At 67.0% G+C, this 19,775-nt stretch carries 17 protein-coding genes; 11 read left to right on the top strand and 6 right to left on the bottom strand.

The genetic code is table 11. The annotated features are described in order from the left end of the window. Window positions 1-7: 7 nt before the first annotated feature. Both PSS76_RS19475 and PSS76_RS19470 read right to left on the bottom strand, forming a co-directional pair. Window positions 8-1,171, bottom strand: coding sequence for a CaiB/BaiF CoA transferase family protein (locus PSS76_RS19475; protein WP_081122713.1), 1,164 nt, complete (start codon window positions 1,169-1,171; stop codon window positions 8-10). Further along, window positions 1,168-1,974, bottom strand: a complete 807-nt coding sequence (locus tag PSS76_RS19470; protein WP_005515865.1) for an enoyl-CoA hydratase-related protein — start codon at window positions 1,972-1,974, stop codon at window positions 1,168-1,170. The genes PSS76_RS19475 and PSS76_RS19470 overlap by 4 nt, the downstream gene beginning before the upstream one ends. A 296-nt stretch (window positions 1,975-2,270) precedes the next feature. On the opposite strand from PSS76_RS19470, the gene PSS76_RS19465 reads away from it, so the two are divergent. The 9 genes from PSS76_RS19465 to PSS76_RS19425 all read left to right on the top strand — a co-directional run bounded on the left by PSS76_RS19465 (window position 2,271) and on the right by PSS76_RS19425 (window position 14,180). Then, window positions 2,271-3,404, top strand: a complete 1,134-nt coding sequence (locus tag PSS76_RS19465) for an acyl-CoA dehydrogenase family protein (RefSeq protein WP_084867596.1) — start codon at window positions 2,271-2,273, stop codon at window positions 3,402-3,404. Window positions 3,405-3,409: 5 nt separating this feature from the next. Continuing rightward, entirely contained in the window at window positions 3,410-4,516 is a 1,107-nt protein-coding gene (locus PSS76_RS19460; RefSeq protein ID WP_337456550.1) for an acyl-CoA dehydrogenase family protein, read from the top strand. A gap of 1 nt (window position 4,517) precedes the next feature. Next, entirely contained in the window at window positions 4,518-5,540 is a 1,023-nt protein-coding gene (locus PSS76_RS19455; RefSeq protein WP_337456549.1) for an alpha/beta hydrolase, read from the top strand. Then, the gene (locus tag PSS76_RS19450) at window positions 5,537-7,000 is read left to right on the top strand and encodes an aldehyde dehydrogenase (RefSeq protein ID WP_337456548.1); all 1,464 of its coding nucleotides are present in this window, start codon (window positions 5,537-5,539) and stop codon (window positions 6,998-7,000) included. The genes PSS76_RS19455 and PSS76_RS19450 overlap by 4 nt, the downstream gene beginning before the upstream one ends. Then, window positions 6,997-8,106 (top strand): NDMA-dependent alcohol dehydrogenase, encoded by a 1,110-nt coding sequence (locus tag PSS76_RS19445; protein ID WP_081185882.1) that lies wholly within the window; start codon window positions 6,997-6,999, stop codon window positions 8,104-8,106. The genes PSS76_RS19450 and PSS76_RS19445 overlap by 4 nt, the downstream gene beginning before the upstream one ends. 160 nt (window positions 8,107-8,266) lie before the next feature. Continuing rightward, entirely contained in the window at window positions 8,267-9,949 is a 1,683-nt protein-coding gene (locus PSS76_RS19440) for a flavin-containing monooxygenase (protein WP_337456547.1), read from the top strand. A gap of 139 nt (window positions 9,950-10,088) precedes the next feature. Continuing rightward, complete coding sequence (locus tag PSS76_RS19435) at window positions 10,089-10,865, top strand: SDR family NAD(P)-dependent oxidoreductase (RefSeq protein ID WP_069854775.1); 777 nt, start codon at window positions 10,089-10,091, stop codon at window positions 10,863-10,865. 149 nt (window positions 10,866-11,014) lie between these two features. Further along, window positions 11,015-12,064: a hypothetical protein gene (locus PSS76_RS19430; RefSeq protein ID WP_337456546.1), complete on the top strand. Its 1,050-nt coding sequence runs from the start codon at window positions 11,015-11,017 to the stop codon at window positions 12,062-12,064. 100 nt (window positions 12,065-12,164) lie between these two features. Continuing rightward, entirely contained in the window at window positions 12,165-14,180 is a 2,016-nt protein-coding gene (locus PSS76_RS19425) for a flavin-containing monooxygenase (RefSeq protein ID WP_064058295.1), read from the top strand. Between the two features lie 46 nt (window positions 14,181-14,226). Here PSS76_RS19425 and PSS76_RS19420 read toward each other — a convergent pair whose 3' ends face one another. The 4 genes from PSS76_RS19420 to PSS76_RS19405 form a co-directional block, all read right to left on the bottom strand. Then, window positions 14,227-14,865, bottom strand: a complete 639-nt coding sequence (locus PSS76_RS19420) for a Dabb family protein (protein WP_064058296.1) — start codon at window positions 14,863-14,865, stop codon at window positions 14,227-14,229. Next, a complete protein-coding gene (locus tag PSS76_RS19415; protein ID WP_337456545.1) occupies window positions 14,858-15,202 on the bottom strand; it encodes a hypothetical protein in 345 nt (114 codons plus the stop codon). The genes PSS76_RS19420 and PSS76_RS19415 overlap by 8 nt, the downstream gene beginning before the upstream one ends. A gap of 75 nt (window positions 15,203-15,277) precedes the next feature. Then, window positions 15,278-15,958 (bottom strand): GntR family transcriptional regulator, encoded by a 681-nt coding sequence (locus PSS76_RS19410; RefSeq protein ID WP_005515849.1) that lies wholly within the window; start codon window positions 15,956-15,958, stop codon window positions 15,278-15,280. Between the two features lies 1 nt (window position 15,959). Then, window positions 15,960-17,414, bottom strand: coding sequence for an MFS transporter (locus PSS76_RS19405; RefSeq protein WP_139792079.1), 1,455 nt, complete (start codon window positions 17,412-17,414; stop codon window positions 15,960-15,962). 368 nt (window positions 17,415-17,782) lie between these two features. Between PSS76_RS19405 and PSS76_RS19400 the strand changes: the two genes are divergently transcribed. Further along, window positions 17,783-18,175: a VOC family protein gene (locus tag PSS76_RS19400; RefSeq protein ID WP_064058299.1), complete on the top strand. Its 393-nt coding sequence runs from the start codon at window positions 17,783-17,785 to the stop codon at window positions 18,173-18,175. Between the two features lie 46 nt (window positions 18,176-18,221). Then, a complete protein-coding gene (locus PSS76_RS19395; RefSeq protein ID WP_005515846.1) occupies window positions 18,222-19,772 on the top strand; it encodes an ABC transporter substrate-binding protein in 1,551 nt (516 codons plus the stop codon). Window positions 19,773-19,775: the final 3 nt, after the last annotated feature.

Raw genomic sequence — 19,775 nt, 5'->3', positions numbered from 1 at the left:
GCCGCCGTCACTCGTCGGCCAGCCATCGCTCGACGGCGGCGGTCCCGGCGCCGAGTCGGTCGAGGCTCGCCGCCCGGCGGGGCGATTCCAACGGCGAGGCGCTGAACCGTGTGGCCGCCCGCGGGGCCAGGTAGGTCTCGTTCTCGGAGTCCAGAACCTCGTGGAAGAAGTCCACCGCGGTGAGATGCTCGTCGTCGAACAGGTCGTCGACACTGGAGATCGGCATCGCGGGGACGTCGAGCTCGTCGAGGATCTTCAGCCAGTCCTCGGTGGACCGCTTCTCGAGCAGTTCTTCGAGGAGGACGTACAACTCGTCGATGTTGCGGTTCCGTGCCTCGACGGTCCGGTAACGGTCCTGGTCGAGCAGCTCGGACCTGCCCACGAACTCGAGGAACCGGCGCCAGTGACCCTCGTGGTAGACGACCACGGAGATCAACCCGTCCGACGTCCGATACGGCCGACGATGCGGCGATCGCATCCGCGCGTAACCGGTGGGGCCTTCGGGTGGGACGAATGCGCGTCCACCCCACTGCTCCATCAGGGTGAATCCGACGAGGGTTTCGAACATCGGGACCTCGATCGCCTGACCCGAGCCGGAGCGCTCCCGCCAGAACAGCGCCGCGGTGATCGCGTTCGCCGTGGCGAGCCCGGCGACCTTGTCTGCGATCGGGGACGACATGTACGAAGGTTGCTGCGCGACAAGGGTTTGCAACCATGCCAGCCCTGACGCCGCCTGGATGCAGTCGTCGTAGGCGGGACGTCCGGCGTACGGACCGTCGCTGCCGTACCCGGTGACGGCTGCGTGGATCAGCCGGGGGTTGATCTCCAGAGCGGTGTCGGGCCCGATGCCGAGTCGGCGGGCAGCCGTGGGGCGCATGTTGTGCACCAGGCAGTCGGCCCTTCCGATCAGGGCGCGGATGGTCGCGCGCGCCTCGTCGGACTTGAGGTCCAGTTCGATGCTGGACTTGTTCCGGTTGCTCGCCACGAAGACGCTCGCCATGCCAGGGGTCCTTGTCGTCCCGAGGCTACGGGTGATGTCACCCCCCGGCGCCTCGACCTTGATGACGTCCGCCCCCATCTCGGCGAGCAGCTGTGTGCAGTACGGCCCCGAGAACGTCGTGGTGAAGTCCAGTACGCGGATGCCGCCCAGTGGGCCGGTGCCACCACTCATCGCGGGTCGCCCGAAACGATCGGCTTGCTCGGCTTGGTGTCCCAGGCGGCTTCGCCCTTGCGTCCCATCGACCACATCTGCACGCCGCGTTCGATCTCGACGGCCGCGCTCCACGGCACGCCGGGCTGATCGAGCTCGAGCCGAGCGCTGTTCTTGATCCGCCGGGCGAGGAGGGGGTCGCGGGCCGCGATCGCCACCAGTGCCTCTGCCTCGGCGAGGATTTCGTCCGGTTCGGCGGTGTCCCAGGCGAGGCCGCGGCGCACGGCATCGGTGCCTGAGAGTGCCGCGCCGAGCACGCCCATCGCGAGTGCCTGTTGGCGCCCGACGGCCCGTCCGAGCAGCGCCAGGTGGCCGCCGCCGGGATGAATGCGCCGCGCGAGGAAGCCGCTGTCGAGCACTGCGTCGGGGGTGACGAGCATGACGTCGGTCGCGAGCGCCAGGTTCAGGCCGGCTCCCACCGCCCCGCCGACGACCGCGGACACCGTCGGCACCGGCAGATTGCCGATACGCACGAAGGCGCCGTATACGGCTGAAACACGCGCCACCGCCTCGGACGAGGCCGGCGCGGCGGATGAGACGGCAAGATCGCGGGTGTCCGCGCCGCTGCAGAAGTACGGGCCGACGGAGGCGACGACAACCGCGCCGATCGACTCGTCCTGTTCCACTCGGTCGCAGCATTCGCCGATCTGTGCGGCCATCTCGAGCGTGATCGCGCCTTTCCGGTCCGGGTTGTCGAGGGTGATCCGCGCAATGGAGCCCTCGACGGCGAACAGCACTCGAGGGGTGGCTGGGGACTCGGTCATGGGCAACCTCGCAGACGTCGATTCGGTGGCTCCCGCGCGATCGGAACGCCCGGGTTCGATCAGAATGCAGCACCAAAGATTGGATTACAAGATTGGATCCAATCTGTTGACAAAGTGGCAGGGTCCCTCTTGAATGAAGGCTCGGTAGGGCGAACGATGTTCGCCGACTTACCTTCCCGGATCCCACGCCGCCAACGCGGCGGCCGGGGCCGGTGCCGGAGGCCGCGCGCACGCTGCGCAGCCCAGGACGGCTGATCGGAGCGGGCGGGCACGGTGCGTTGTCGGAAGGTAGTTCATTGCTCACATTGGCAGCAGTAGGTGGCGTCGCCGACGAACTCGTCGCGCTGCGTCTCGAGGTTCGCGAGTTCCTACGGGAGGAGATCGAGTCCGGTCGTATCCGGACCGAGGCCGACGCGTGGATGTCGGGAATCGACATCGAATTCAGCGGGCGGCTCGCTGCCCGCGGGTGGGTCGGCATGACCATCCCGGTCGAGTACGGAGGTCACGGGCTGACGGCCCTGGAGCGCTACGTCGTCACAGAGGAACTGCTGGCCGCGGGTGCACCGGTGGCCGCGCACTGGATCGCCGACCGGCAGATGGCGCCGGGAATCCTGCGGAACGGAACGGAAGCGCAGAAGCGCTCGTGCCTACCGGGAATTGCCAAGGGGGAGAGGTTCTTCGCGATCGGAATGAGCGAGCCCGATTCCGGCTCGGACCTGGCGTCCATCCGAACCCGGGCGGTAGAGGTGGAGGGCGGCTGGAAGCTGTCTGGCACCAAGGTCTGGACGAGTGCGGCGCACGTCGCGACCGACATCGTCGTCCTGGCCCGAACGGATTGCGGTGAGTCCCGACACGAGGGTCTGTCGCAGTTCCTGGTCGATCTGCCGCACCCGGACATTCACATCCGGCCGATCGTCACGATCGACGGTGAGCATCACTTCAACGAGGTCGTGTTCGACGATGCAGTGATACCCGCAACCAGTCTGCTCGGCAGGCGTGGCGACGGCTGGCGCCAAGTGACCACGGAACTGTCGAACGAACGCTCGGGTCCCGAGAGGATCCTGAGCACACTCCCGCTGCTGACGGCGTGGGCGAGCCGGGAATCGACCGAGGCGTCGCCGGTCGAACGGCTCGAGATGGGCCGCCTGGTCGGCCGTATGACGGTGTTGCGTCAACTCTCGCTCGCAGTTGCCGACCGCTTACGCGCGGGGGAGAACCCGGTGGCGGAAGCGGCCTTGGTCAAGGATCTCGGCACCCAGTACGAGGGCGACGTCGTGAATGTCGTCCGGCGACACGTCCCCCAGGGGCCGGACGCCACCGGCGACACCCTGACCAGGCTCTCGACCCAGTCCGTACTGCACTCGCCGGCTTTCACCCTGCGCGGCGGAACGAACGAGGTGCTGCGCTCGATCGTGGCGAAGGGACTGTGACAGCGATGCGCGAACATCATGCCGAACTCGGGGACGCCGTGCGGGCGGTCCTGGGCACTCGCCGCCGAACCGACTCCCGGCCGGTCGACGAGGTGGACCTTTCGCTGTGGAACGACCTCGAACAGCTCGGTTTCACATCGCTGACCGTGCCGCCCGAGCTGGGTGGATCCGGGGGAGATCTCCTCGACGCCGCCGTGATCCTGCGGGAGTCCGCAACGGCTGCAGTGCCATTGGCGGAGGCGCTCTTCCTGGCCGGCCCGCTGCTCGCGGCCGCCGGCCTGCCGCTCCCGCGGGGGCCGATAACGGCCGCGGCCGCCGAGAACGTGGAGCTCGGTCGAGACGGCGACGGGTGGCACCTGTCGGGTGCGGTGCGCGCGGTGCCCTGGATCCCGGGAGCCGACCACGTCGTGCTGCTGGTGCGGCGTGGCGGGCGCGGCGCGGTCGCCCTCGTCCCGACCGGGGAAGCCGGGTTCACGGTGGTCGAGGGCCGCAACCTCGCCGGGGAACCGCGCGGGACCGTCCTGCTGGAACGGGTCCGGGTCGCCGCAATCGAAGACCTGGGGGAGACCGACTGGTTCCGGAGGTTCGAGATGCTCGGCGCCGCCGCGCGGGCCGCCCAGATGGCCGGCGCTGCCGGCGCGGTCCTCGCCGCGACCCGTGAATACGTCCACGTGCGACACCAGTTCGGTCGGCCGCTGGTTGCCTTCCAGGCCGTCCAGCACCAGTTGGCGCGTCTGGCCGCGGATGTCGTGACGGTCGAGGTGTCCTCGGATGCCGCCGTCATCGCGCTCGTCGACGACGATCCGCACGCTGCCGTGCTCGTCTGTGCTGCCAAGTCCGAGGCGTCCTCGCTCGCCGGGTCGATCGCGTCCGTGGCGCACCAGGCACACGGCGCACTCGGGTTCACGATGGAGCACTCGCTCGGCGCGTTCACGACTCGCCTGTGGGCGTGGCGCGAGGAGTACGGAAACGAACTCCACTGGTGGAGCCGAATCGCCGATCTGGTGCGCGAGTCCGACGGCGATCTGTGGGGGTTGGTGACAGGAACGGCACAGATTCGTCCGGGAGATGGACGAATCGATTGGCGGGTCGGTAGTGGCGAGCAAGGCTGACATGACAGCGGAGCTCGCCGCGGACACGGACGACCGGGAGGAGACGACGGTGCTGCAGTGGGACGAGGACGTGCGGGCGGTGCTCGCGGCTCGACGCGCGAGGCCGACGTTGCAGGACCTCGGTGTCGAGCGGTCCCGCACCATGCTCGAACAAGCCCCCCGGCCCGGCGGGCCCGAGATGCGCAGCGTGCGGTCGACGGAGTTCGACGGGCTGCACGGTCGCGTGCCCGTCCGGATCTACACCCCCGAGGGCTCTGTTTCCCCCGCGCCGGCGCTGGTCTGGTTCCACGGCGGCGGCATGATCATGGGCTCCCTCGAGTCGTGGGATCACCTCGCTCGGGCGCTGGCCGTCGCGTCGGAGGCCGTGGTGGTCAACGTCGGGTACCGCCTCGCGCCGGAACACCGGTATCCGGTAGCCAACGACGAGGCGTATGCCGCCTTGGAATGGGTTGCCGCGCAGCATGCCTCTCTCGGCGTGGATCCCGCGCGCATCGCGGTCGGCGGCGACAGTGCGGGTGGATCGCTCGCCGCCGCGACAGCCCTGCGTGCGCGCGACGCCGGGGGGCCGACGCTGGTTCAGCAGGTCTTGGTGTATCCCGGTATCGAGCGCCGGTCGCCGCGGCAGTCGATGGTCGAGTTCGCGGACAGTCCCTTCCTCTGCGCGACCGATGTGGATTGGATGAAATCCCTCTACCTGGGCGACGACCCCACGGCCGACGATCAGTACGGCGTCCCGGCGCTGGCCGACGATCTGTCGGGTCTGCCGGCCGCAATCGTCGTGTCCGCTCGGTTCGACCCGCTGCGCGACGGTGTCGAGGAGTTCGGCGTACGGTTGCGCGATGCCGGGGTCGCCACCGCGCTTCTGCGCTATCCCGGTGTGGGGCACGGCTTTCTCGTGCAGGTCGGATCCTTCGCCCGCGCCGATACCGCGGTCGCCGAGATCGGGGCCCTCGTGCGTGCGCGGTTCTCTCGTCCACCTGCTTTCGCCGAAACGCATGCCACCACGTCGGAGGTGCATTCGTGACTGTGCCGGACTACACCCGCAAGAGTCTGTTCATCGGTGGTCGGTGGCACACGCCGCGATCCACGGACTTCCGGCCCGTGCGCGAGGCCGCTACCGGGGCACTGTTGGGCACCGCGCCTCTGGCCGGTCCCGACGACATCGACGCCGCGGTGGCGGCGGCGCGTGCCGCATTCGACAAGGGTCCGTGGCCGCGGATGTCGGTGTCCGAGCGCGGCGCGGCGTTGCGGGCACTGGCCGCGGAACTGGACAGGCGCGGTGACTTCACCGCAGAACTGGTGAGCCGCGAGAACGGTATGCCGTCCGTGATGTCCCGAGGCGCCAACGTCGCGGTTCCGGTCGCACTTCTGCACCGATACGCCGATCTCATCGAGACCGGCGGGCTCGAGGAGGTGCGGTCGAGCCCGCGCGGAGCAACCATCGTCCGCAGGGCTCCGGTGGGTGTCGTGGCGGCGATCGTGCCCTGGAACTTCCCACAGCTGATCGCGATGGCGAAGATCGCGCCCGCACTCGCGGCCGGATGCACCGTGGTGGTGAAACCGTCTCCGGAGACCGCGTTGGACGCCTATGTCCTCGCCGACGCGGCCGAGGCGGTGGGTCTCCCCGGCGGCGTGCTCAACATCGTTCCGGCCGAGCGGGATTCAAGTGCCGCCCTGGTGGCTCATCCCGACGTCGACAAGGTGTCCTTCACCGGCGGGACGGCCGCGGGTCGTCATATCGGTGAGGTGTGCGGGCGGCTGCTCCGCCCGGTGACGCTCGAGCTGGGCGGCAAGTCGGCTTCCATCGTCCTCGACGACGCCGATCCGGACGTGTTCGCTGCGCAGCTGGCAGCGACCTCCTTCATCAACAACGGACAGGCATGCGTGCTGCACTCGCGCATCCTGGCTCCGCGGTCGCGATACGAGGAGATCGTGAGTATCGTTGCCGAGCAAGCACGCTCACTCGTGGTGGGCGACCCCCTGGACCCCGGCGTCACTTGCGGACCGATGGTCTCGCAGGAGCATCGCGACCGCGTCATGGGGCATATCGAGGCGGCCCGCGCATCGGATGCGCGACTGGTCGCCGGCGGTCGTGCGCTGGACGGGCCGGGTTGGTTCGTCGAACCGACCGTCTTCGCCGACGTCGATCCGCGTAGCCGCCTGGCCCAGGAAGAAGTTTTCGGGCCTGTCGTCGCGGTGATCCGCTACGAGGACGACGACGATGCGGTCGCGATCGCGAACGACAGCCCCTACGGGTTGGCCGGAGCGGTCTGGACCCGCGACGAGGAGCGCGGCGTGGAAATTGCCCGTCGAATCCGGACGGGCACTTTCGGAGTGAACTACTACCAGATGGACCTCGGAGCGCCGTTCGGTGGAACCAAGGCGAGTGGCCTCGGCCGCGAACTCGGTCCCGAAGGACTCGATGCGTTCGTCGAATACCAGTCGATCTATGTCGGCACCTCGGAACGGAAGGTCGGAGTATGAAAACTCGCGCTGCGGTGCTGTGGGCGCCCGGAGAGCCTTGGTCGGTCGAGGAGATCGAGCTGGACGAACCCGCCGCCGGTGAAGTGCTCGTCGAACTGACCGCCAGCGGTCTGTGTCATTCGGACGAGCACTTCCGGGACGGGACGAGCGTGATCGGGTACCCGTTCATCGGTGGTCACGAGGGGTCCGGGATCGTTCGGCGGATCGGTCCCGGGGTCACCGAGCTGGAGCCCGGGGATCATGTCGTCTTCAGCTTCATCCCTGCGTGTGGGAGGTGCCGTTCGTGTGCCCGGGGAATGTCGAGCGTGTGCGACATGGGTGCGCACATCGGAGTAGGAACCCAGATCTCCGACGGCACCTCTCGTCACCGTGTACGCGGTGAGGATGCGCGCTTGATGTGCGTCGTCGGAACGTTCGCCGAGCACACGGTGGTGAATCAGGCGTCGTGCGTGAAGATCACACCCGACGTGCCGCTGGACAAGGCGGCCCTGGTGGGCTGCGGAATCCCCACGGGCTGGGGATCGTCCGTATACGTCGGGAAGGTCACGTCCGGTGACTCGGTGGTCGTTCTCGGCATGGGTGGAGTCGGTTGTGGCGCGGTGCAGGGCGCCGCTCTGTCCGGGGCACGGCACGTGGTGGTGGTCGATCCCTCTCCGTTCAAGCGGGCGGAGGCGAAGAGGTTCGGCGCCACGCACACCGCGGAGACCGTCGAGGAGGCCGGAGCTCTCGTCCGTGAGTTGACCTGGGGGGCTATGGCCGATGTCGTCGTCATCACGGTCGGGGTGATGACCGGTGGACTGCTCGCTCCTGCGATGTCGCTGCTCGGCAAGGGCGGAACCTGTGTCCAGGTCTCCGTCGGCGACCCGGCAGAGACCGCAGTGGAACTGAGCCTCATCGATCTGACGTCGATGCGGAAGACGATCACCGGGTCCTGGTACGGCAACGCCAACCCCCGGTCGGATATCCCGCTCCTGTTGCGTATGTACATGGAGGGCAAGCTACTTCTGGACGAGATGATCACCCGGACGTACACGTTGGACGACATCAACGTCGGATTCGAGGACATGCGCCGGGCCGAGTCGGTTCGCGGAATGATCGTGTTCTGACATACGGCCGGTGCGCCCGGGGACGAAGGTCCCGCCGGGTGACGTATGTGGCCACTGGACGGGAAAGCGCTATCCCCCAATGGAACCGGCACTCCTAACGTGTTCGGTGCCCGGCAGGTCCGGGGCAGTGTCGTGCAGTAGTGGAGAAGGACGTGGTTTCGTGAATCCGACAGAAGCTCATTTCGACGTCGTCGTCGTAGGTGCCGGCGTCGCAGGTATGTACGCGGTGCACCGTCTGCGGCAGCGAGGACTGACGGTGTGCGGGTTCGAATCGGCTGCCGGAGTGGGTGGAACCTGGTACCACAACCGCTATCCCGGGGCGCGGTGCGACGTGGAGAGCGTGGACTACTCGTTCTCGTTCGACGACGACCTGCAGCAGGACTGGACGTGGAGCGAACGGTTCGCCACTCAGCCCGAGATCCTCGCGTACCTCGAACACGTCGCCGACCGCTTCGATCTGCGCAGCGCGTTCCGATTCTCCACGCGTGCGGGGTCGGCGATCTTCGACGAGACCGAATCGCTGTGGCACGTCACCACCGACGGTGGCGACCGGGTCAGGGCGCGCTACTGCGTGTTCGCGACCGGGGTTCTCTCCGCAACCAACGTCCCGGACATCCCGGGACGCGACGCGTTCGCCGGTGAGTCCTACCACACCGGAGAATGGCCGCACACCCCGGTCGAGTTCGCGGGCAAGCGCATCGCGGTGATCGGTACCGGCTCGTCCGGCATGCAGTCGATCCCGATTATCGCGCAGTCGGCCGATCATGTCTACGTCCTGCAGCGCACCGCCAACTACTCGATCCCCGCAGGCAATCGACCGTTCCCCGAGGACGAGATGCGCGAGATCAAGGCGAACTACGCGGACCGGCGCCGTCAGGCCTGGTCGAGCGGAGGCGGATCACCGTTCACCGCCTACTCCAAGGGTGCGCTCGAGGTCTCTGCCGAGGAACGTACCCGCGTCTACGACGAGTGGTGGCAGCGCGGTGGTGTGCTGTTCAGCAAGGCGTTCCCGGATCAGTTGTCGAATCCGGAGGCGAACGACACCGCCCGGGAATACTGGGAGAGTCGGATCAGCGAAGTCATCGAGGATCCGGAGCTGGTCGACAAGCTGACACCGAAGGACCATCCCATCGGAACGAAGCGAATCGTCACGGACAGCGGATACTACGAGGTCTTCAACCGAGAGAACGTGACGCTCGTCGATCTGCGCGAGACGCCGATCGTGTCGATCACCGAGACCGGGATCCGGACCACCGATCGCGACTACCCGCTCGACATGATCGTCTACGCCACGGGATTCGATGCGATGACGGGATCGTTGAGCCGCATCGACATCCGTGGCCGCGGTGGCCGCGAGCTCCGAGCCGAATGGGCCGGGGGGCCGCGCACCTACCTCGGCCTGGGAGTCGACGGCTTCCCGAACATGTTCATCCTCACGGGGCCCGGCAGCCCCGGGCCACTCGCGAACATGGTGCTCGGTGCGGAACAGCACGTCGACTGGCTCACCGGTCTGCTGGACCGCGCGGAGGCGGACGGTGTAGTCACGATCGAGGCGAACGCCGACGCGGTCGAGAGCTGGGTTCGCGAGTGCAACGCTCTGGCCGAGAAGACGCTCTTCCTGCAGGCGAACTCGTGGTATCTCGGCGCCAACATACCGGGGAAGCCGCGGGTCTTCATGCCGTACATCGGCGGCTTCGCCGTCTACGGCCGAGTTCTCGAAGATGTTGCCGCCGACGACTACCGGGGGTTCACGCTGGCGCGTGCGGACGGTGCGGACGGTGCGGACGGTCAGGTCCGGCAAGCCGCGTCCCTTGCCTCGAGTTCCCGGGGGCGTCTCGCGTGAGCGCGCACCCGACGCGGGAAGTCCACGACAACCCGGCGTCTCCGACGCCGGTGTTCACCGCGTCTGTGCGTGAGCCCATCTGGGCGAGGGTGCGGAACACCCTCGCCGCGACCGAATACCGATCCCGGGAGGGAACACGATGACAAGCTTCGCGCTCGACGGCCGGACCGCCCTCGTCACGGGTGGGGGCCAGAACACCGGTCTGGGAATCGCCCGGACGCTCGCGGAGGCCGGGGCACACGTGATCGTCAACGACATCACCGCCGAGCGGGCCGAGGCGGGTGCCGCCGCCGTCCGGGAAGCGGGAGGTGCTGCGACGCCCGCCGCATTCGACATCACCTCGTACGAGGAAGTGTCCGCTGCGACGAAGAAGATCGGTGAAGAGATCGGCGTCGTCGACATCCTCGTCAACAATGCCGGCCTGCCTGCCGGCGCTCAGATGTTGCCGTTCCTCGAAACCCCGCGACACGAGTGGAACCCGTACATCGACATCAACATCTTCGGCTCGTTGCACATGATGCATGCGCTGCTGCCCGCAATGGTCGAGCAGGGGTGGGGTCGCGTCGTCCAGATCTCCTCGGGGTCGGGATCGGTCGCGAGCCGCGGGTTGGGCGGCACCTTCTACGGCGCGAGCAAGGCCGGTATCGAAGGAGCGGTACGCCATATCGCCACCGAGGTCGGTCCGAGGGGCGTCACCGTCAACACCCTCGCCCTCGGTCTGATGGAGAAGCTGCGGGACGCGATCGAATCCAAGTCCTCGCCGATGCTGAACGCGATCTGGGAGGGCAACGTCATGCAACGAATCGGTACCGGTGACGACGTGGGGGCGGCCTGTCTCTGGTTGTGTTCCGGTGCCGGTGAATTCGTGTCGGGCCAGACGATTCACCTAAACGGCGGCTCCTACTCGGGCCGTTGAGGGGTCGGAACCACGGGTGAGCGAGATCCGGCTGTGGTTCGTTTCCCGCCAGCCGGACGTTTGGACTCGATCCCGGAAAGGGGCGGCCCTAGCGTCGCTGGGGTCACTGTCAGGCCGATCGATCGGCCTATTCTTCTGAAGGAGCATCCATGACCACACTCGAGCGGCATCCGATGACACCCGTCGCGCCTCCCTCGGTGATCCAGGACTTCTACACGCCGGAAGAGCTGGACACCATCTTCGGAGTGATCCGCGACAACGGACCCTGGCGCCTGATTCTCGCGCATCACTTCGCGTCGACGGAGGAGTACCTGGCGGTGTCGGGCGGCAAGGACCGTAAGGCCGACGCGCGCCTGTCCGACTTCACTTCTCCGGTCTTCCGGGGGTTCCTCGCCAACGACGGGGTCGTGTTCCACCCCGAATTGAACGACATCTACTTCGGACGCAAGCTCCTCGACACCGCGCTCAGCCTCCACGGCGCGAAGTACGGCATGGCGCACAATCTTCTGTTCAATCTGGGTGGACCGTCACACAGCTTCGATGCCGGCCATTTCGATACCGGAAGCTTCCGCGGCATGGGGCTCCACAACACACCGCTCTGGCTGATGTCGGTGATGGCCAAATCGGGTCTGTTCGATGCGTGGGAAGTGAAGACCGCGCAGGTGATCACCTACTTCTACAAGTCGGACTTCGCAGGCGGCTTCACGTACTGGCCCGACGGGCCCGACGGGGACCCGCAGCGCCTGCGCCCGCCCTTCTGGAACACCGCGACACTGACCGACAACTCGCGGATGTATCACCGCCGTGAATCCAACGGTCCGGTCGAACGGCGGGATTGCCCCGAACTGGAGATGACGTCGCTGCTGCACAGCCTCCCCGACGGATCGTGGTCGGTCCGCAACGGTGACAAGGAGATCGCCCGATTCGGCGAAGCCGACATGCGAATGCTGGTGCACTACACGGCGCTCCTGTTCGACGACATCGACGACGTTCGTCGGTACCAGAACCATACGGACGACATCGACGCAGAGCGGGCGATCGGAATGCTGGTCTCCGACATGCGCGCGAAGGGCGCCACCGTCGAAATGCCGGGCGACCCCATGGCCGATCCGGCGTTCATCGGGCAGTTGACCGAGTTCTACGCGATGGCGCCGAGCCGGTATCCCGCTGAGGCGCCGCTCGAGGTCGTCGGCCGCTAGACCGGCCGATGTGGTCGGCCGTATCGACTCGAAGATGCCGCGGATCGTAGGCGGCGGCCCGGAAGCGCCCCCCGCTCTCGGGCAATGAAGGGATTTGATCATGACTTTGACCTGGACGTCCGGCGGTTCTGCCGGTGCGCAGGAGCGTGTGACGGAGGCGGACCTGGGCGCGGCGATCGATGTCGCCGACACGGGTGCCCTGCTGATGACGATCGTGCATGTCACCGGCGACCTGTCGTTGCTGGACGAGTTCGAGGCGAAACTGGACGACGCCAAGCGTGCGCGCGGTGCGGACAGCGCCGCATCGCAGACCCATTACGGGGCTCAGTCCGGTGCCGACGCGGTGCCACCGGGGCAGTTCCCGCCGGAGATCTCGGAAGAGGTCCGAGCGCGTGCCAGGACTGTGCTCACTGCGGACCTACCGGTCCGGTTGGGGTCGCTGGATCCGGAGATCTTCCGACGGATGGCTGCGCTGTGCACGGCGAGCGCGGTCGACGAGGAGTTCGTCCCCCTCCTGTTGGAACAGGCCGGGTTCGAGAAGTCCCGCCGCTGTGTTCCGGTCACGACGCGGCCGCCGGCGGACTTCGATGTCATCGTCATCGGTGCCGGGATGGTCGGCCTCAACGCCGCGATCAAGCTCGAGGAAGCAGGTTTCGCGTACACGGTGTTCGAAGCCGCCGAGGGAATCGGCGGAACGTGGTGGCGCAACACCTATCCCGGCGCGGCCGTCGACACCCCCAGCCACTATTACTCGTACTCCTTCGAGTTGAATCCGAACTGGACCAAGTACTACCCACCGGGTCCCGAGTATCTCGAGTACATGCGCGGCGTCGCCGAGAAGTACGAGCTCTACCGGAACATAAGACTGTCCACGTCGGTGCTGTCGGCCGGCTGGAACGAGGACGACCAGCGTTGGACCGTGGTAACCCGCTCGGCCGACGGGACGGTCGAGCGGCATCGGGCCAGGGCCGTGGTCACCGCTCTCGGGATGCTCAATGCGCCGAACATTCCCGATGTCGAGGGCCTGGCCACCTTCGAGGGCGAGATCGTGCACACCGCCGAATGGGATCCGCAACTGGACCTGACCGGCAAGCGTGTGGTGATCCTCGGCACGGGATGCACTGCGGTGCAGGTGGTTGCGAACATCGTCGACCAGGTCGAGAGCCTCGACGCCGTGGTGCGCAGCCCCCACTGGATCGTGCCGGAGAAGGCCGTCGTGAACGACGTTCCGGAGGGTGAGCGGTGGGCGATGCGCCACCTGCCCTACTACCAGGAATGGTTCCGGCTCAAGGCCTACTGGCTGGCATCCGACAATCTGTACCCGATGCCGCGCATCGACCCGGAATGGGCGGCCACGCATCTGTCCGCGTCGCAGTCGAACGACCGCGTCCTGCAGACTGCGCTCGCGCACCTGCGAAACTCCTTCCCGGATCGACCGGATCTCATCGACAAGCTCACCCCGGACTTCCGTCCGTACGCGAAGCGCATCGTCAAGGATCCGGGATTCTTCGCCGCACTCAATCGAGAGCATGTGGCCCTGCACCGGGCCTCGTTCGCACGTGTCCACCCCAACGGTGTCACCACCACGGAGGGGGAGTTCATCGAGGCGGACGTCATCATCTTCGCAACCGGATTCAAACTGCAGTTCGCCTCCTACATCGACATCACGGGCCGCGGCGGGCACAAGCTGGCCGACGTGTGGGACGGCGGTGACGACCCGCGTGCCTACCTGGGTATCCAGGTGTCGGGGTTTCCGAATCTGTTCGTCACGGCCGGCCCCAACAGTGCACCGAATCATGGTGCCGGGCACAACATCCTCAGTGAAGAGCAGGTTCACTACATCGTCGAGTGCCTGCAGCATCTCGTCGAGAGCGGGAATGCGTCGATGGACGTGTTGCCCGAGGTCCAGGAGGACTACAACCGGAGGGTCGACGAAGCGCTCGATCTCACCGTGTGGGCGCATCCGGGTGAAACCGCGACCGGCTACTACCGCAACAAGAAGGGCCGCGTCGTCGTGTCGTGTCCGTGGCGACTCGTGGACTACTGGACCATGTTGCGTCAGCCGGCCGTCGAGAACTTCCACTTCGTACCGGAGCCGGCGCACAGCGCCGAGTGACCCGATGGGTCGGTGGGCTCGCCTCCGGGGTGAGCCCACCGACCGGTCACTGGCCGATCACCACCCGGTCGACGGCACAGAAGGTGTGGCACACCCGGTCGCGAACCACTACCTCGGGACACTCGGGGTCGAACCAACGATCGACGACGGCCCAGTGGACCGGGTGGTCGAGGTACTGGCCCGTCACGTCACCGACCTCGCGAAACTCCTGCTCCCACACGTGCGTCCATGAAACTGGACCCGTGGATGTCTCGACGGGAGACAGCCTCCACGCCCGCATCGACGAGATGTGCCGAGGCATGGAGAGGATGTCGCTCTCGAATTGTTCCAGGGATTCCGGGGTCGCTGACGGGTCGACGCGAACCAGCAGTGCGCGGTAGAGGGTGCCCGGGTCGGCGCCGGGCGCACGACCGGTGGTGCCGCAGTGGTACTCGACGCCGTACACCTTCTCGACGGAGGGCGACGCGAGGATTTCGTCCACACTCGTGCGGACACGCAACCATTCGTCGCGGTCGGCGAACTGCATATGAGCGATGAGGTCTCCGCCGTTGATCGCTCCCGGAAGGGTACGCCCCACGACGGTGACGGCCGTGCCGATCGCGTCGACGGTTGTGCGCAGACGGGTCTCGAAGTCGTCCGGGTTCGCGCCTGCGACCAGATGGACGATTCGCGTGAGGTTAAACATTGCAGAGCTCCTCGACGTCGGCGGCCTCGCCGGCCATCGAGCGCGAGCGTTCGACGATCAATACGTCCACGCTGTCCCACCACTGTGCGAGCGTGACGTCGGGCCGGCCGAGTCTGGTCATGTTCCACCAGGCTGCGACGTCCTCGAGCGACCATACGATCGTGACGACGTTGGACGTCGCACCCTCCCAGATCGGCGGACTGACGAGGATGTGCTCGAGCGTCATGCCCCGGGACCGCCCGCCGGGTACGTAGGCGGTCGTGTATCTGTCGACGAACTCGCGACCACGGCCCGGCGCCGTGACGACGCGGTCGACAACGAATGCTTTTCCTGACATGTAACGAGAAGCTAGTGTCGGCGGTCTCGCTTGAGAAGTCGATATTTCCGTTGCACGGGAACAGAATTCGGCTGGCTATCGGTCGTCCGGTGCAGGCCCCCGGAGGCCGAGGACGAGATTCGCGGTCTGCTGTCCGCCCTCGCGATGGTGCTCCATCAACTCGACGAGCCGTTCGTTGTCGTGGGCGCGAAGGGCGTCGAGCATCTCGTCGTGTTCCCGGACCACTCGTGCTCGTCCTTCGGCTTCGTACAGATACACCGCGTGGTACGGCATCGCGAGCGTCCACAGGCGACGCAACTCCTGCACGACGAGGTCGAGTCCGGACTGCTCGAAGATCGCGAAATGGAAGTCCTGGTTGCACAGCCGCATCCCGAGGAAGTCCCGCACCTCGGCCGCTGCCTTGACCTTCTCGCCCAATTCCTCGATGCGGTCGACGGCTTCGGCGTCGATCGTGGGCAGAGCGCGGAGCGTCTCACGCTCGAGTACCGATCGCATGAGGTAGATCTGTTCGAGTTCGGACTGGTCGAGGCGCGCGACGGAGTATCCGACGTTGGGCACGTGCTGGACCAGGCCGTCGGACGTGAGTTGGCGCAGGCTTTCCCTGATGGGGAGACGGCTCACACCGAGGCGTTCCGCCATCGTCTCCTGCCGGATCTGCTGCCCGGGCAGCAACTCGCCCGAGAAGATCATGCGCTTGAGTTCGTCGAGCACCTGTGCGGTCGCGCGCCCGGACGAAGACGCTGCGGGAGTCTTCACATCACTTCGCTTCCGGATCCGACGTCGTGGCGGCCAGTGCCACCAGGCAGGCCGCGGCCAGTGTAGCGGCTCCGGATATCCAGAACATCGCGGCGAACGCGTCGAAAGTCGGGAGAACTCCGTCGACGGTGCGCACCGCCCACGCGGTGGCGACAGCCGCCATGGTGGCACTGGCGGTGGACGTCCCGATCGAGCGCAGCAGGGAACTGAGCCCGTTCGCCGAAGCGGTTTCCGACGGCGGTACGGATCGCATGATGAGAATCGGTATCGCGGCCTGAGCCAGCGAGAGCCCGATCCCGACTGCCGCGGCGCCCACCAGCACCTGCCACAGTTCGGTGCTGAGGTAGACCCGCGCGACGAAGACGATCGCCATCTCCACGGTCGCGATCAGCAGTGTCGTCCACGCGCCGTACCGGGTGATCGCCCGGGCCGCGACCGGAGCCATCGCGACCCCGACGAGCGTGGGCGGAATCATCCACAACCCGGCTTCGAGGATGCCGAGGCCGAAGCCGAAGCCGGCCGCGCGGGGCGTCTGCAGCAGCTGGATGGACACGAGGACGTTGCTGAACAGCGCGAATCCGACGAGCGCGGACGACACGTTGACCAGCAGGACCCTGGGCCGTGCGGCAACCCTCAAGTCGACCAGTGGCGAACGCGACCGTAGTTGGAGCGGCACCCACAGCGCGATGAGGAGGCCCCCGGTGCCGACCAGCGCCGTCGTCGCCGGCCACCCCCACTGCGCGCCCTTGGACAGCGCCAGCAGCAGCGATGTCAACGCGCCCGCCAAAAGGAGCGCTCCCGCACAGTCGAAGCGCGCCCGCGAGCGGAGTGAGGTCTCCGGCACGATGCGTGCCACCGCAGCGGTCAGCAACACGCCGCATCCGGCCGTCACCCAGAAGATCCCGCGCCAATCCAGGTAGTTGACGAGTACACCCGCCAGGGGGAGGCCGGCCGCCGAGCCGATCGCCAGCGAGGCGCCCATCGCGGACACGCCCCCGGGGACGCGTTCCGCTGGTAGCACGTCTCGCATCGTCGCGATCGCCACGGGAACCAGGGCCAGCCCGCAGCCCTGCAGGATGCGGGCGATGACGAGGGCCGGGAGGGCGGTGAAGAGGCCGCCCATCGCCGAGCCCACGACGACGACCACCAGCGTGAGCATGATCATCCGCTTCTTGCCGAACATGTCGGCGAGACGGCCGATCAGCGGGGTCACCACCGCTCCGGTCACGAGTGTGGCGGTGACCAGCCATGAAGCGCTGCCGGCGGACACCCCCAACAGCCCGGGAAGTGCCGGCAGCACCGGCAGGATCATCGTCTGCTGGAGGGTCATCACGGTGCCGCAGATCGCGAGGACCGCGATCACCCGATTCGAGAAGCCGGTGCGGCTCGGTGGGACGGGAGGACGTTCGGCGACCGGCGAGAGCAGCCGGCGTGTCGGGGTTTCGTGCTCAGGCACGCGAAGCGCTGGTTCCGCGACGCAAGGTCCGGGAGCCGCCGACCGTGACTTCCCCGAACGGTGGGGCCTGCGTGTACGACGGGCCACGGCCGCCGGTGGACAAGACAATCCCGTGTCGCATGGTCAGATGCTGGTGCGGGGACCGGTGCAGGCCAAGCGATTGTCTCACTCGATGGACACTTCCGTCCGCGAAGCTCCTGCTAGCCCTACGGATGGTAGCCGCTGTCCACCCAGCGGGAAATGCCTGTTGTCGCGCCGAGTTCGAAAGTGGGCTAATCCGGTGCCGGGGTGATCCGGACCACACCCTCCCTCGGCGCAGCCTTCCCGGCTCGATTGCCGATGTGCCAGTTCGAACTTCGAGGATTCAGATGACCAACGCCACCCGGTTCGCCTTCACGAAGGTGTTCGTGACCGATCTGGACGCGCAGGCGTCCTTCTACAAGTCCGTGTTCGAACTGAGCGAGAAGGCTCGGATAGTGGGGAGGGTCGGCGCGGACGCCGTCGAGGAGGTCCTGCTCACCACGGGGCGCGGTGACGATTCGACGCTCGGCCTGTGGTGCTACCGCGACCGACCCGCACCTGCTCCGGGCGAGGCGACCCTCGGATTCGACGTCCGCGATGCGCACGAAACGATTCGACGGGTCGAGCACGCCGGTGGTGCCGTCGTCGAATCCGTCAAGGGCATACCGGAACACGGCGTCCTCGTCGGCTTCGTGACCGACCCCGAGGGTCACCTGATCGAGGTCGTCCAGACCCTCTGACCGCACCTCTCCCATTCGGAAGCTTCACCCAATCGAGGAGTCTTCATTGACAGCCCGAATCCGCACGACCGCAACCGTTGTCACCGGCGCCGCCTTCGCACTGCTGATCGCCGGTTGTTCAGGCGCGTCGACCGCGACCACGAGCGGTCCCGCCGGGGAACCGCAGCGAGGCGGCACCCTCGTCCAGGCCTACAACACGGATGCGCAGTCCGTGGATCCCGCGACGTGCGCGATCGGAATCGGTGTCGCCCCGTGCCAGGCGGTCTACGGCGCGCTTCTCTACTACGACTTCGAGACCGGTGAGATCACGCCCGGCATGGCCGAGTCCTTCACGTCGGACGACGGCAAGGTGTGGACCCTGAAACTGCGTCCGGGCCTGACGTTCACGGACGGAACGCCGTTCGACGCCGCTGCGGTCGCCTTCAACTGGGACCGCATCCTCGACCCTGCGCTGCTGTCGCCGAGTAGGGCTGCGGCCCAGACGATCACGTGGAACGTCGTCGACGAGACCACGCTGACGGTCACGTCGAACGAAGTCAACCACCAACTGCCGTTCCAGCTCACCGAGTCCCTCGCGTTCGTGGCCTCACCCACCGCGATAGCGCAGAAGGGCGCGGATTTCGCCAACGCGCCGGTCGGCGCGGGACCGTTCCAGCTCACTTCGTGGGCTCGTGGCACGCAGATCGAGTTCGACCGCAACCCCGGCTACTGGGACGCCCCACGACCGTACGCGGACAAGCTCGTGATGAAGACGATCGCCGCCGACGACCAGCGCTTCAATGCTCTGCAGGCCGGCGAGATCAATGTGATGACGGTCGTCGGGGACAAGTATGTCGAGCGGGCCCGCGGGGCCGGGATGAATATCGTCCAGTCCCAGCAGCTCGGCGGAAACGGCGTGCGCCTGAACTTCCGTGGACCGCTCGCGGACGCCGGATTGCGCACGGCGGTCGGCAAGCTGATCGACAACGACCAGATCATGGCGGCCGCCTTCCCGGACGATCCGGGAGCTACGCACTTCATGCCCGACGACAGCCCGCTCTACGACGAGCAGGCGGTATGGCCGGACAAGGATGTCGACGGAGCCCGAAAGCTCGTCGACGAGTACCGGGCCGCCCACGGCGGCGCCGACATCACGCTCACCTATGTGACTACCGCCGGCAGCCCCGTTCTCAACCGTGTCGCCGAACTCCTGCAGTCGCAGATCCAGCAGGTGGACGGACTGAAGCTGGACATCAAGTCGCTCGACGGCGCCGGTTTCGCGTCGGCAATGACGTCGGGGAACTACGACCTCATCATCAGCTCCCTCGGCGGGGCTCACCCCGAGAACCTCTACAAGGTCTTCCGCACCGGAGCCGCGGGCAACAACTCCGGGTACTCCAACCCGGTCGTGGACCAAGCGTTCGAGATCACCCACAGCTCGAGCGATCCTGCGGTCGTGAACGAGGCCTACAAGACGGCCATTCGGCAGATCGTCGCCGATTCGGCGTACCGATTCTGGCGTCCCAGTGAGTCCACCCTCCTGTCGGCGGCCTCGGTGCAGGATGTTCAACCGGCCTACCAGTACTGGTTCCGCCCCGAACTCGCCTGGATCCGGTAGCCG

Origin of the sequence: Prescottella sp. D32, assembly GCF_037287305.1 — a bacterium.
Taxonomy (GTDB): Bacteria; Actinomycetota; Actinomycetes; order Mycobacteriales; family Mycobacteriaceae; genus Prescottella; species Prescottella equi.
Note: the sequence above shows the minus strand (reverse complement) of the source record. Positions and strands in the feature narration are given on the sequence as shown.

Bases quoted from the DNA above. Each gene is read 5' to 3' on its own strand.
- PSS76_RS19475 (WP_081122713.1), bottom strand. From the start codon at position 1,171: ATGAGTGGTGGCACCGGCCCACTGGGCGGCATCCGCGTACTGGACTTC.
- PSS76_RS19470 (WP_005515865.1), bottom strand. From the start codon at position 1,974: ATGACCGAGTCCCCAGCCACCCCTCGAGTGCTGTTCGCCGTCGAGGGC.
- PSS76_RS19460 (WP_337456550.1), top strand. From the start codon at position 3,410: ATGCGCGAACATCATGCCGAACTCGGGGACGCCGTGCGGGCGGTCCTG.
- PSS76_RS19455 (WP_337456549.1), top strand. From the start codon at position 4,518: ATGACAGCGGAGCTCGCCGCGGACACGGACGACCGGGAGGAGACGACG.
- PSS76_RS19445 (WP_081185882.1), top strand. From the start codon at position 6,997: ATGAAAACTCGCGCTGCGGTGCTGTGGGCGCCCGGAGAGCCTTGGTCG.
- PSS76_RS19435 (WP_069854775.1), top strand. From the start codon at position 10,089: ATGACAAGCTTCGCGCTCGACGGCCGGACCGCCCTCGTCACGGGTGGG.
- PSS76_RS19430 (WP_337456546.1), top strand. From the start codon at position 11,015: ATGACCACACTCGAGCGGCATCCGATGACACCCGTCGCGCCTCCCTCG.
- PSS76_RS19425 (WP_064058295.1), top strand. From the start codon at position 12,165: ATGACTTTGACCTGGACGTCCGGCGGTTCTGCCGGTGCGCAGGAGCGT.
- PSS76_RS19420 (WP_064058296.1), bottom strand. From the start codon at position 14,865: ATGTTTAACCTCACGCGAATCGTCCATCTGGTCGCAGGCGCGAACCCG.
- PSS76_RS19415 (WP_337456545.1), bottom strand. From the start codon at position 15,202: ATGTCAGGAAAAGCATTCGTTGTCGACCGCGTCGTCACGGCGCCGGGC.
- PSS76_RS19400 (WP_064058299.1), top strand. From the start codon at position 17,783: ATGACCAACGCCACCCGGTTCGCCTTCACGAAGGTGTTCGTGACCGAT.